This is a genomic window from Parabacteroides sp. KHUB-03, assembly GCF_056640975.1.
The window spans coordinates 2,375,884-2,389,376 of sequence record NZ_CM153257.1 but is presented as its reverse complement, the minus strand read 5'-3'; the positions used below and the strand labels follow the sequence as shown (position 1 = coordinate 2,389,376).

At 36.7% G+C, this 13,493-nt stretch carries 12 protein-coding genes; 8 read left to right on the top strand and 4 right to left on the bottom strand.

Translation table 11 applies throughout. From position 1 onward, the window contains the following. Position 1 precedes the first annotated feature (1 nt). The 7 genes from ACYIB7_RS10210 to ACYIB7_RS10180 are packed head-to-tail and all read left to right on the top strand — an operon-like array spanning position 2 to position 7,997. On the top strand, positions 2 to 1,126 hold the full coding sequence (locus ACYIB7_RS10210) for a polysaccharide pyruvyl transferase family protein (protein WP_480336967.1): 1,125 nt from the start codon (positions 2 to 4) through the stop codon (positions 1,124 to 1,126). Continuing rightward, the gene (locus ACYIB7_RS10205) at positions 1,123 to 2,328 is read left to right on the top strand and encodes a Coenzyme F420 hydrogenase/dehydrogenase, beta subunit C-terminal domain (RefSeq protein ID WP_099465059.1); all 1,206 of its coding nucleotides are present in this window, start codon (positions 1,123 to 1,125) and stop codon (positions 2,326 to 2,328) included. The genes ACYIB7_RS10210 and ACYIB7_RS10205 overlap by 4 nt, the downstream gene beginning before the upstream one ends. After that, a complete protein-coding gene (locus ACYIB7_RS10200) occupies positions 2,325 to 3,863 on the top strand; it encodes an oligosaccharide flippase family protein (RefSeq protein ID WP_103982241.1) in 1,539 nt (512 codons plus the stop codon). The genes ACYIB7_RS10205 and ACYIB7_RS10200 overlap by 4 nt, the downstream gene beginning before the upstream one ends. Beyond that, positions 3,860 to 4,939 (top strand): glycosyltransferase family 4 protein, encoded by a 1,080-nt coding sequence (locus ACYIB7_RS10195; RefSeq protein WP_103982240.1) that lies wholly within the window; start codon positions 3,860 to 3,862, stop codon positions 4,937 to 4,939. The genes ACYIB7_RS10200 and ACYIB7_RS10195 overlap by 4 nt, the downstream gene beginning before the upstream one ends. A gap of 20 nt (positions 4,940 to 4,959) precedes the next feature. After that, a complete protein-coding gene (locus ACYIB7_RS10190) occupies positions 4,960 to 6,000 on the top strand; it encodes a hypothetical protein (RefSeq protein WP_103982239.1) in 1,041 nt (346 codons plus the stop codon). A gap of 23 nt (positions 6,001 to 6,023) precedes the next feature. Then, complete coding sequence (locus ACYIB7_RS10185; RefSeq protein WP_103982238.1) at positions 6,024 to 7,253, top strand: hypothetical protein; 1,230 nt, start codon at positions 6,024 to 6,026, stop codon at positions 7,251 to 7,253. A 12-nt stretch (positions 7,254 to 7,265) separates the two neighbouring features. Continuing rightward, positions 7,266 to 7,997, top strand: a complete 732-nt coding sequence (locus tag ACYIB7_RS10180; RefSeq protein WP_480336964.1) for a WecB/TagA/CpsF family glycosyltransferase — start codon at positions 7,266 to 7,268, stop codon at positions 7,995 to 7,997. A 5-nt stretch (positions 7,998 to 8,002) separates the two neighbouring features. Here ACYIB7_RS10180 and ACYIB7_RS10175 read toward each other — a convergent pair whose 3' ends face one another. Further along, positions 8,003 to 8,182: a FeoB-associated Cys-rich membrane protein gene (locus ACYIB7_RS10175; protein WP_099465065.1), complete on the bottom strand. Its 180-nt coding sequence runs from the start codon at positions 8,180 to 8,182 to the stop codon at positions 8,003 to 8,005. A gap of 60 nt (positions 8,183 to 8,242) precedes the next feature. Then, positions 8,243 to 10,726, bottom strand: a complete 2,484-nt coding sequence (gene feoB, locus ACYIB7_RS10170) for a ferrous iron transport protein B (protein WP_480336962.1) — start codon at positions 10,724 to 10,726, stop codon at positions 8,243 to 8,245. 301 nt (positions 10,727 to 11,027) lie between these two features. Between feoB and ACYIB7_RS10165 the strand changes: the two genes are divergently transcribed. Then, a complete protein-coding gene (locus tag ACYIB7_RS10165; protein WP_103982235.1) occupies positions 11,028 to 11,396 on the top strand; it encodes a 2-amino-4-hydroxy-6-hydroxymethyldihydropteridine diphosphokinase in 369 nt (122 codons plus the stop codon). Here the strand turns inward: ACYIB7_RS10165 and ACYIB7_RS10160 are convergent. Both ACYIB7_RS10160 and ACYIB7_RS10155 read right to left on the bottom strand, forming a co-directional pair. Further along, positions 11,376 to 12,371, bottom strand: coding sequence for a class I SAM-dependent methyltransferase (locus ACYIB7_RS10160; protein WP_103982234.1), 996 nt, complete (start codon positions 12,369 to 12,371; stop codon positions 11,376 to 11,378). The two genes, ACYIB7_RS10165 and ACYIB7_RS10160, sit on opposite strands and share 21 nt — an antisense overlap. Continuing rightward, on the bottom strand, positions 12,361 to 13,488 hold the full coding sequence (locus ACYIB7_RS10155; RefSeq protein ID WP_480336960.1) for a glycosyltransferase family 1 protein: 1,128 nt from the start codon (positions 13,486 to 13,488) through the stop codon (positions 12,361 to 12,363). The genes ACYIB7_RS10160 and ACYIB7_RS10155 overlap by 11 nt, the downstream gene beginning before the upstream one ends. Between the last annotated feature and the right edge of the window lie 5 nt (positions 13,489 to 13,493).

Below are 13,493 nucleotides of genomic sequence, written 5' to 3'. Positions count from 1 at the left end.
AATGAAACAAAATAAGAAAATAGGTTTAATATCTTATCATTCAGGTCATAATTATGGTACAATGCTACAAGCTTATGCTCTCCAGTTCTGTATTGAGAAAATGGGGTATGATGCGGTGGAATATATCAATTATGTGGATGGAAAACCTTTTAAAGAAGCTTCGTTTCGAGTTAAACTGAAAAAAATAAAAGATAAACTTAATTCGGGTATTAGACCGTTACTATATAATTTTCTTTATAAACAGCAATTTTCGACTATAAAAGACAAATTTGATTGCTTTTATTCAGGTTGCATAAAGACCTCTTCTGTTTTATATTCATCGTTGGCTGAATTGAAAGAAAATCCTCCTTTGTATGATATTTATATAGTAGGAAGCGATCAAACTTGGAATCCTACATTCCTAAAAGATAATGGTGCTTATTTTTTGACATTTGCAGCAGATGATGCTGATAAAAATTCGTATGCTTCAAGTCTGGGAGTTGCTTTGCTGACAGATGAAGTGAAAGGTATATATGCTAATTATTTGCAATCTTTTAATCATATTTCTTGTCGTGAAAGTTATGGCTGTGAAATACTTTCAGGAGTTTTAAACAGAAAGATTGAGCACGTGTTGGACCCTACTTTATTATTGACTCCGGATGATTGGCAAAATATAGAATCGCCAAGAATTATAGACGAACCTTATATTTTATGCTATTGTTTAGGATATAAGAAGAGTATTCGAAATTTTGCCCGGAAATTGGGCGAAACTCATAATATGAAAGTTTATTACATAGTTTCTAACTATTTGGATATACAAGAAGAAAATCATTTGTTTGGTATAGGCCCCTGTGATTTTATTTCTTTAATAAGACATGCTTCGTATATTTGCACAGATTCTTTTCACGGAACAATATTTTCGATTAATTATGGCCGTAATTTCTATAGTTTCTGTAAACGTGACGGAGATATAAATAAAGGAGACAATAGCCGGATCCCAACTTTATTAAAGGAGTTTTCTTTGGAAAGCAGGTTGAAGTTCGATGTGTTTGAAGAAGAACCTGATATAGATTATGAAAAAGTAAATGTTTATTTGAATAATGAAAGGCGTCAATCGATAGACTTTTTAAACCGGATTTTGAAATGAAAAGACTTCCGAATCAGACAGAATGTATAGGTTGTGGTATTTGTTTGGAGGTTTGTCCAACTAAGTGTTTGTCTTTTTTTGAAAACGCAGAAGGCTTTCGGCAAATAAAGTCTGAGGAAGATTTATGTATCAAATGTAATAAATGTGAACGTTATTGTCCGGTTTTACAAGATGGAAAATCAGACAATTATGATAAAGAAGAAATAAGCGTATATGCTTGCCAGCATATAGATAAAGAAATATTGAAAAACAGTTCTTCCGGAGGCTTTTTTTCTGCTTTGTGCGAGGCATTGTTCAATTTATACCAAGGAAAGGTTACTGTATATGGTGCTTCTTTGCAGAAAGATTTGACTGTGAAACATATAGGTGTTTCTTTTATGGAAGAATTATCTTTAATAAGAGGCTCTAAATATTTGCAAAGTGATATTACGTCAGTGCTGACTTCCATAAAAGAAAGACTACAAAACGGAGAATTTGTGTTGTTTTCCGGTACCCCTTGCCAGATAGCTGCTTTATATTCTTTCTTAAAAGATTCTTATCCGACATTATTTACATGCGAAGTGATATGCCATGGCATACCTTCAGATCTTCATTTTCGAAAGCAAAATGAAGATCTGGAAGCAAAAGTTGGAGCTAGTATATCCAGTATTAATTTCAGATCGAAATCTATTTGTTGGACAATTCCTACTACTCAATATTGCTTTTCAAATGGAAAAGTCCGCTATTACAGGGCATTGGAAAATAACTTTATGGGTTCTTTTTATAGTGGAATAAATTTACGGCCTTCTTGTTATGGGTGTAAATATGCGAAACTTCCTCGTTTAGCCGATATAACAATGGGTGATTTTTGGAAAATAGGGGAGTCGGCTTGTTTTTCTTTTATGGATAAAGAAAAAGGAATTTCATTGGCTTTATGTAATAATACCAAAGGAAAATTTTTATTTGAATCGGCAAAATATCTGTTAAAGTTTGAACCTCGTAAGATCGAAGAAGCGATTCGGGGTAATGTACATTTAATTCAGCCAGTAAAAAATAAGAGTATTCAACGCGAATGTCTTTTATCTGATATAAAATTATTGGAAATGGATAAAGTCGCAAAAAAATATAATAAAATTTCGTTTAGAAAACGTTTAAGTATGATTATGGGACGTCGTGGAATGAAAGCTTATTATTATTTGAAGAATATTAGACATATCAAATGAATGATAAAAAACTTTTGATAAGGAATTCTTTGAGTGGAGTTCTACAATTGTTTATAACAGCTGTATTGACTTTCCTCTGTGTGCCCGTTTTAATATCAAAATTGGGCTTGGAGGTATATGGCGTTTTTGCCGTTTTATCTGTTGTTTCTAATTTAGGGACATTGGCCGACCTGGGGATGGATAGAGCTTTGATCGTATATTTATCGAATCAGGGAAAAACACAAGAATCTAATTTTGATATTTTTGTTGCGTTGAGTATTAAGCTTACATTACTTTGCGTTTTAATAGCTGTTCTGTTAAGTATAGAGAGAACAGTTTTGCTAAGTGTTCTGAATATTCCGATTTATTATTATGATGAGGCGGTTGTTTTTTTCCGTTGCGTATTGTTTTCTAATGCGTTTATGATATTGGGAATGTCTTTTGCCTCTGTATTGGATTCTTTGCAAAAAGTATATATAAATAGTTTTACGCGGTTAATATATAGTATAATATATTGGTTGGGGTTGCTATTTGTAGCCATAAAAGGTTATGGCCTAACAGGAATCGGGGTAATATCAGTCATAGCTTCTTTATTGTGGTTTGTAATGACTGTAGGTGTCGCTTTTAAACTATGGGGAACTTACCGTATTAATGGTATAAGAAAACAATGGAAACGTATATTTTATAAACAGATAGTTTATAGTTCAAAGATATTTTCGGCAAGTGTGTTGAATTTGTTTTTTGAGCCTCTCTCTAAAATACTGATATCAAAATTTATAGGATTAAATGCTGTGGCTTTGTTTGATGTGGCGTTACGAATACGCGGGCAAATTGCCAGCTTATTTAGTAAGGCTATCTATCCTTTGGGTCCGTATATTGCAAATTCAAAAAACACCAGACACTTATACGAAGTGGTAGCAGATATGACTAAAAAAATACATTTGGTGGTTATTCCTTTTTCTTTGATTTTTATATTTATATCAAAAGTGTTGATATATCTGTGGATGGGTGATGACAACTTGGAGGATTTATCTTTGTTTGTAGCTGTTTTATGTGGCGGCTTTTTGTTGCTGGTACCTCCAACATATCCGATATATCAATATTTATATACAAAATCATTAGCAGGAAAAACCGTATGGATACAATGTACAAATGTGGTTGTGAATGTATTGGTCTTTTTCTGTTTATATAACACATGTGGTTTATATACAATACTTATATCAAATAGTATTGCTTATTTTTGCTCATATTTGTTATCTGATTTTTATTTGAGAAAATATATCTTATCAGAACTTCAAAGCGAATATTTTTTTTATATTAAAATGTTTCTGTTATTTGTTACTTTGTTGATTGCCGGAGGCTGTATCAGGATGCTACTTCCATTTTCTGTTGTAGATATAGTATTATATCCGGTCGTTTTATTGGTTATATATGTTGTTTTTGTGCGTATCTTCAAGTTGGTTGTACAGAAAGATATAGTCCGTTATTTTAGTACTTTCCCCTTGTTGGAAAAGTCATTGTTATTTATTTTTGGTATGAGGAAGGAAAGTCTATGAACAAAAAAAATGTTTTGATTATAACGCCGTCTCTGAATCCGGAAGATAATATTAGTGGAATATCTTCGGTTACACGTTTGTTGTTGGAGTACAATAAGGAAATTAATTATATACCTTTCCTGCAAGGAAAAAAAGATACGGAAAACAGGAATTTGGGATGGTTGCTGAAACAGATGATGACGCCGTTTCGTTTGTTGAAATGCTTGTCTGATAATTCAATTGATATTGTTCATTTTAACATTGGTTTTGAACCGTTTTCGTTATTCCGTGATATGATAATCTATTATTTGCTGATAGTAAAATCTTATCCTGTCATATTGCATATTCATGGAGGACGTTTTGTTAAAACAAAACCTGCTAATAAACTATTAAAATTGATTATTGATTATTTACTTAGACATGCTAACCAGATTCTTGTTCTGAGTGAATTAGAGAGAAAGTCTCTTTCTGATTTATATAATGTGCAGCAAGGTTGTATTGATATTTTGTCAAATGCGGTAATGCCTTCAACGATTTCTTTTTCAGATAAAGCATACGAGGCAAAATCTTCAATTTTATATCTTGGGCGAATCGATAAAAACAAAGGTTTACTTGAAATATTAGAATCTTTGACTGAACTAAATACTTTAGGTGAAGATTTTGAGTTTAATTTATGTGGAGTAGGCAGCGATCGGGATTGGTTTGTTGAAGAATGCCGGAAACGAATCGGAGATAAATTTATAGATAGAGGACTAGTTTATGGGAATGAAAAACTGGAAATCTTAAAACGTTCCCAAGTGTTTTTATTACCTTCTTATTTTGAAGGTTTGCCAATGGCTTTGTTAGAAAGTATGAATAACTTGGTAGTACCGGTTGTTACTCCTGTCGGCTCTATGCCAGATGTTGTAAAATCGGGAGAAAATGGATTTTTGGTTACTTCAACATCTGATATTACAGAGACTTTATTGAAGCTGATAAAAGACAGGACATTATTACGTAAACTGTCGGTTGCGGCAAAAGAAACAATAGATCAATCGTATTCATTAGATTCCTATTTAAAGAAGATGAACGATCTTTATATGAGATTAAAAAAATAATGCTAGGAGAGTATATCTGAATGAAAGAGCATGTTGATTTAAATATAATATCCAAAAGTCCGCATACAAGTGCTATTATAACAGGCTTGTTATTGTTGGAAAATGAAGGGGTAATCGATTTGTCTGTGAATTTATGCTACGACCGAGTATCTTTTTATCCTCATTCTCATATTGTAGAGATCAGAGTTTCTGATAAAGTGATAGCATTTGATTTACTGGATGGATATAATTGGGATATAAAAAAAGTGGAAGCTTATTTGGATAATGTGGATTTTTACTTTAAACGTAGTTTTTCTAAAGAAAAAAACCAGATGATTTCAGATAAAAATCGATATAAATTAAATCCGCTGGGATTTAATTATCATGTAACATATCGGAAGAATCCGATAGATTCTTCCGATAATTATTCCTTAAAAGATTGTTTAAAACGTTTATTGGGTGTAAAGCCTTCGACTTATTTTGTGCCTTCTGTCTTTGAGGCCTCTCCTGAATATAAAAAAGATAATCTGAAAGTTCTCTTTTTTACAAGGCTATGGGAAGTCAACGAAAAGCAAAGTGCTGAATTTAATAAGGAAATAGAGTATATTAATGATATGCGTATTCAAATAATCCGGGAGTTGAAGAAATTATATCCCCGTAATTTTACAGGAGGAATACAATTTTCCGATTTGGCGAAAAAATGCTGTAAAGATTTGATTATGCCCCGTAGGTATACTATTCGGAATAATTATTTGAAATTGATGAAATTGTCAGATATTTGCATTGGCTCTATGGGGCTTCATGAGTCTATCGGATGGAAAACCGGAGAATATGTAGCAGCCAGCAGGGCTATTGTAAATGAAAAGTTTCACTATGATGTTGTCGGTCCATTTGAAGACGGTAAAAATTATTTATCGTTTGATACGGTGGACGAATGCATTCAGCATGTTACTTATTTAATGGAACATCCGGAGGCTGTATATACAATGCAACAGGAAAATAAGAAGTACTATAATGAATATCTCAGGCCGGATAAGCTTGTGCTTAATGCACTAATTCAGGCTATCGGTAAATGTGAATAAATAATGGAGATTAAAGAATAAATATGATTCAGGATTTTGTAAATAAACATTTTTATAACTTCTTTGTCGCATCTCTTATTTTTTGCGTTTTATTATATAACGTAATTGGTTTTAAGAGTGCTGATGAACTGTTAGGCTTAGTACTTCTTGTTTTTTATATTTTCTTTGTTAGCCGGTGCAAGACTTGGCCGTTTAATAAAGCTTTCTTTATTACACTTGGATGTTTTGTCTTTTATACGGGATATTCTTTTTATATCAAAAGTAATACTGCTGCAGGTATTTTTACTGATTTAATTATTCAGATGAAGCCTTATCTGGCATTTTTTGCTGCTTATCAAATGATGCCGAAGTTTTCTGAGAAACAAAAGGAATTATTAAAACTATTTTGTCTGGCTGTCTGGATACTGTTAGTTCCGATAGGAATTTACAGTTTGGTAGATCCTCTTATTTTTAAAACAATAATGGAGCATCCAACAAACTATGCCGCATCTGCTGTTTGTCTGTCTTTGGTGTATCTGTTTTGTAGTAAATACACAATTAAAGATAAACTGGTGTTTGTATTAATGCTTTCTATCGGCTTATTTTCCGGACGTTCTAAGTTTTATGGCTTTTTTGTATTGGCTGCATGCTTCGTTTTTTATTTTAATGATGTAAGCAAAATAAAATTGAATTTTAAAACGATTACAATTTCTGTTTTGATTCTGGTTGGCGTATGCTGGGTTGCAAAGGAAAAGCTGGAACTTTATTTTATTCAGACATTAACAGGTGATGAAAAAGATTTGTTGGCCCGTTTTGTGTTATATTCTACATCAATCGATATTTTTACAGATTATTTCCCGTTTGGATCAGGACTGGCAAGCTTTGCTACCCATGCTTCGGGGTTGTATTATTCTGATATTTACACTAAGTATGGGATTGACGGGGTATGGGGATTGACCCAAGGCGGCTGGTACTTTGTTGCCGATACTTATTATCCCTCTCTGGCACAATTCGGAATAGTGGGTGTTTGTTTATTTATTCTGTTTTGGATTTATCTTTTTCGGAAAACATTTTCGTTTTTGTTCAAGACAACTAACATACAGTATTTTGTAATATTTATATTATCGGCTGGATTCTTATTTATAGAAAATGTTGCAGATGCTTCATTTACTAGTAACAGAGGTCTTTTTATTATGATGTTTCTGGGACTATTGTTGAGTGCTCAAAAAACTCAATGTCAAGAATTGCTAGCCGAACAAAAAGAAAAAGTTTAAAAGGTTATTGGCATGGAGAAGTTTTTTAATGTTTTGCTGGAGTTTGATAAAGATAAAGTACATCATATTATTAAGAATACGATAGAGGAGCATAAGAAAGGATATGTTTGTGCAATAGAAAGTAATAATCTTGCTGTAGCGAATAAAGATAAAGCTTTTAATAAAGTTGTAAATGGAGCGTTAGTAAACGTTTGCGACGGATCTAACATTGCGTGGTTATTGGGCAAAATACATAAGAGGGATTTTTGTTCGTACATTGGGAATGACCTATTTTGCTATTTTCTTAATCAGAGGCAATATAAACAATATTTTATAGGGAATACGGATGAAATACTCGCTAAATTGCGACAAGAACTTTCGTTGATAGATTCTGATATAGCAAATATGCCTTTTAAAAGCTTGCCGTTTCGGAGAGTTGAAGATTTTAACTATAGTGAAATAGCGGAAGACATAAATAAATATGCACCTGATATAATATGGGTATCCCTAGGAGCACCTAATCAAGAGTTTTTTATGGCTAACCTATCTCCCCGGATAAACAGAGGAGTGATGTTTGGCGTTGGTGCAGCATTTAATTTTATGGCAAAAACAGGGCCGGTAAAGCGTGCACCTCAGTGGATGAGGAATTTGCGGTTGGAATGGTTGTATAGAGCTTTTGAAGAACCTCAAAAGAATGTACCCCGTTATTGGAATTTTATCAAATTATTGCCACGGTTGGTTTATGGAGAATGTAAAGGTCGCTGACATATCTATTTTTTGCAGGTTCCGTTCATGCTTTTCTTCATTATTTCTTCCTTCAGACTACATCCTTTGCATCCGCAACAAGGGTTTTCCGGATTTCGTTTGGTGGTGAGAGATTTATAGAACTTCATACCAACGTATGCAATAGTTATTATCCCTATTAAAATAATTGCGATTTCTTGCCACATAATCTCCAGATTTCTTTTTATAATAACAAAAGAGAACATCTGCGGTTCTCATATTGAGTGTTAATTGAATAACCCCATGAAGAAATGCCCTGTTTGGTATACAGTAAATGATACGATCCAGGCCAGAACACATGTGTAGACAATTACAAATGCGCCCCATTTCCAGGAACGCGATTCGTTTACTATTGCAGATATTGTTGCTATACATGGAAAATATATCAGTACAAATAACATTAAGCTAATAGCCACTAAAGGTGTAAAAACTAATTTTCCTTCGGCATTGCGGTCTTGCTTTAGCCTTTCCGATAAGATTTGGCTGTCATCCGCTTCTCCGGTGTATAATACGCTTAATGTGCTAACGACAACTTCTTTTGCCGCCATACCGGTAAGCAGGCTGACACTTATCTTCCAATCAAATCCCAAGGGCTGAAGTGCCGGCTGAATAGCTTGGCCAATATGTCCTATATATGAATTCTGCTGGTGTTCTATCGCTTTTAGGCGTTCTAATTCAGCGATGGTCTTTTCTTTTTCTTGAGAATCCAGTTCTGCATTTTCAACTTCTGCTATCTGCCGGTTGATTGCATCCGTACTTTCCGTGTGACGCGGAAAATAACCTAAGAACCAAATAATAATAGATGCGAATAAAATGACTCCTCCCATCTTGTGCAGATATTGTTTTGCTTTTTCCCACATGTGGATCATGATCGATTTTCCTGTAGGCATGCGGTAGGGAGGAAGCTCCATAACAAAAGGCACATCTTCTTCATTAAAAAGGAAACGTTTGAATAAGCGTGCCATAACGACAGCCAACAGAATACCTGTTACATATAATGCCAATAATATGACACTTGCGTTATTAGGAAAAAATGCTCCTGTTAATAGTACATATACCGGCAGCCGTGCACTGCAACTCATCAGTGGGTTTACCAGCATGGTAATCATGCGGCTGTTGCGGCTTTCAATCGTACGCGATGCCATAATGGCCGGAACGTTACAGCCAAAACCCATGACAAGCGGTATGAACGACTTGCCGTGTAATCCCATCTTGTGCATGATTTTATCCATGATGAAGGCGGCACGTGCCATATAACCGGAATCTTCCATAAATGAAATAAACAGGTACAGAATAAGAATATTCGGGAGGAATACGATAACACCTCCCACACCACCAATGATACCATCTACCAAAAGGTCTTTCAGCGGTCCTTCTTCCATATAGTTGCGTACGAAGTTCCCGATAAGACCAACAAGCGATTCGATCCATTGCATCGGGTATTCGCCCAGGCGGAAAGTAGCTTCGAACATAATCCACATAAATAATATAAAGATGGGAAAGCCTAGCACCTTGTGGGTGACAAAGAGGTCTATAATCTGCGTACTGCTGGCTTCCTTTATCTTATTCTGCTCGAATGTTTCGCGCAAAGCTCCGGAGATAAAGCCGTAACGGGCATTTGTGAATGCCGTTTCGCAGTCTTCCTGTAATAGATTTTCTATTTGGGCTATGTTGCGGTCTCTGTCTTGTAATATGATTTCCGAACCGGGCAAGGCTTTTACAAATGCTTCTATCTCGTGATCGCCTTCAAGTAGTTTGATAGACAAATATCTTTTAGAAATACTTTTGGGCACATTCCCATTTGCTTTGAGTGCCTTTCTTACGTTTGTGATGCCTTTTTCCAGGACCTCGCCGTAGTTGATATGAATGTGTCGTAAGACAGGATCTTCTTCTTCATATACTTTGATAACCCGGTTGAAAAGATCTTCAATGCCAAAACCTGTCTTGCTGATGGTTGGTACAATAGGCGCTCCGATCATGCGCGATAGCGATTCATGGTCGAATTTGTTTCCTTTCCGCTCCAGGTCGTCATACATGTTGAGGGCGATTACCATACGCACATCCATGTCGATAAGCTGGCAGGTGAGGTATAAGTTGCGTTCCAGATTGGAGGCGTCTACGACATTAATCACCACATCGGGCTGCGCTTCATTCAGGTGGCTTCTTACATAAAGCTCTTCCGGTGTGTAGGCAGACAATGAATACGTACCCGGCAGGTCTACTATCCTGAACGTGTAACCGTTTTGCTGGAATGTCCCTTCTTTTGCATCGACGGTTACGCCGCTATAATTCCCCACATGTTCATGTGCTCCTGATGCGAAGTTGAATAAAGACGTTTTTCCGCAATTGGGGTTTCCAACCAGGGCTACGTTAATGGTTTTTCCTTTATGCAAAGCTATGGCACGCAAGTCTTCGCTCAAAGAAGTTATATAGGAGTTCGCCGGACGGGGGTCTGTTTCGTTGTTAATTTGCTTCGACTGGAATTCGGCCGTGCTTACTACTTCGATTAATGCCGCGTCATTTCTTCGTAGAGATACATCGTAGCCCATTACCCGATAATGGATAGGGTCTTTTAAAGGTGCGTTTTGAATAACATCTACCTCTTTCCCCCGGATGAATCCCATTTCGATGATGCGTTTGCGGAAGGCTCCGCGTCCCATCACCTTAACGATAATCCCTTTTTCGCCTGTACGAAGTTCTGATAGTCTCATAGTTTGCTATATCTTTTGCAAAGGTACGGCAAAACTCAATATGTTTTATACCTAGATGTAGGTATTTTTGGACACTGGCCCTTGCTCAGCTCCTTTGTTGACGGTGCATTCATTGAATACGTTTTTTTAAGCGTGATTAGATTAATTCCTGCAAAAAAAAAATCATTATTATGATTTTTTTAAGTCATAACTATGATCCAATAAAATTATAACTATGAAATTTTGAAGGTCTCATTTACTAAGACTGTTTTATAATCACGCATCATTTTTCGTAACTTTGCCGTATAATTATAGGAAATATATGTTGAACAGAGCTATCATAAGTCTTGGGTCAAATAAAGACAGGGAGATGAATATAAGGCGTGCAACAGAGTTGCTGTTGCAGTATTTTCCATCTATCTGTTTTTCTGAGGCGGTTTATACCGAACCGGTAGCCTGTCCGCTTTCGTCCTCTTTTCTGAACCGGATGGCATTGGTTGATACGCCGCTTTCTGCAGACGATCTAAAATTAGTGTTTAAGCAGATCGAAGTAACAATCGGACGCAAACCGGATGATAAAAAACAGGGAATTGTCCCGATCGATATCGATCTGCTCCAATGGAATGACAGGGTACTGAAACCGGAAGATATGCAGCGTGAGTATGTCATTTCACTTCTTGCTGCAATGTAGGATGATAAAGGGAGAGAGCAGAAAGCCCGGTTTGCCGCTGTTGCGTATGATGTGATTTATGTTTTTGAAAATGGCGGACAGGATAAAACTTTTTCGTTCCGTATTATAAAATCCTTTTTCAACTTTTAATTGATAATGGAACTGCGATAAAAGAGCCTGGTAGTTTACTATGGGCAGAATACGTTCTGTCCAGTTCCCGGTTTCCGGATCACAGGTATTATAGCGGTCGGTTAGGGTTGGTATCGTATTTCCGAGGATGGCTTTCTCTATATCCGGATAGACTAAGCCTCTGGTTCGGTTGCTCCATTGCGAAACTTCTTTTTCAGAAAATGCGGGGAACTTTTCTTTTATGTACTGGTATCGCTTGGTGTAATAGTTGGGCGATTCCAGGGTGCCTGTTTCACAACCCCTCATTGCCCGGTGCAGTTTCCACTTCACATAAGGGTTATAAGGGGTGGAGGCGGTGGTAAAAATCATCTGCATCGAACTGTTGATACTTATCAGGTCGGAGAAGAAGGTTTCGAGGTTGTAGATATGTTCTATCAAATCGGTTGCAATCAGCAAATGCGGTTTGGTGTGTTGTGTGGAACACCATTCGGACAGGGTATCGGAACTGCCACGTAATATAATATCGGGACCTGATCCGGTTATTTGTTTCAGCAGTTGTACGGTTACCACAGAATCAGGATTCAGATCAATGTAAATAACCTGCCCTATGCCAGCCTCTTTGGCCAGTATGCTCAGGAAGCCGCTACCTCCTCCATAGTCGATACAGGTAATATCCGAAGGATTCAGCCCTGTTGCAGTAATGCCTTTGAAAAGACACTCCGTATATATTTGCATGAAATATCCTATTGCCGGTTTCAGATTGCGGATATACCTCTTGTTGTAGTCGCTGATGGGCAATCTTTCGTAATCGATCTTTTGCAGGCGTGCTGCAAGAACAGAAGCAATATGTTTCAGGTTATTCTTCATAGATCATTTTATACAAACGTGCTCCCTGATATTTATTAGAAAACGAGGGGTCTAGTAATTCCTTTCTTTTTGTAATGGACTTTTCGTCTATAGGGACATTAATCAACTTAGTGCATTCGCGAATCATATCTTCCGGCGTGTCTGCTATATGGCAGAGTGAATCCAATCCGCTTCCGGCCAGCATTAAATGGTTCACTACCGTATGACGGCCGGCAAACAGGCTGTTGAGCAGTTTAAGTTTTAAGCCGGTATCCTGAAAAGTGATCAGCATATTGATCTGTGCTTCGCGGATCAGGAAGTTCATCCTTTCTTCAGTAGGATTGGCTTCTATCGTGACGTTGGAATAGAGCGAGGCGGCATCCCGTAACGAACGTGGCGGATTCATACCTGCCAGTATGCAGGGATAATCCAGTTTGCCGAATACATGGTGAATCAGGTACAAGGCCGCTTTTTCGTTTTCTACGACCGATAATTTACCATGATAAAGAATGAAACCGGACTTTCCCGGCTGGGTTGTTATCTGTTCGTTTGCGTGAAAACAAGGTATGAACTCAATGCGGTTTGCCGGGAATTCTTTTTTTAGATAATCTGTATCGGTTGTAGATACCGAGATAATTAAATCGGCATGTGATACCACTTTTTGATAATTTCTGAATCTCCACGCCTCGATCCGGAAAAAGCATTTCTTGATGAATTGGCGTTCCGACTTTGCCAGATGATAATAGTAGTCGTGTTCTATATTACACTCCCTGAATATTTTCTTTCTGTTTTTCAGTAGAGGGTTGTCCATATAGTAACAAGAATGCAGCCCTTCAAACAAGATCGGGTAGTTGTTTTTTAATAAGTTGGCGAGCAAAGACGGGTCTTTCCGGCTATATACGTTGTAAGGCAATAAAGTTATATTGGCTATGATACCGGTATGCCGTTTATAGTAGTACACTTTTTCGCAGACAGATTCCAGTTCTTTTGCTTGCGGCCGTTCATATTCGAAGCAATGCAGGATAATATTTACTCCGCATTCATGCAGAGCTTTCAACTTGTAATATACATCAATCACCCCACCGTAATTGGCCGGCCAGGGAATGTTGAAGGCAATTATGTTGAGATGCTTATCCATTTCAT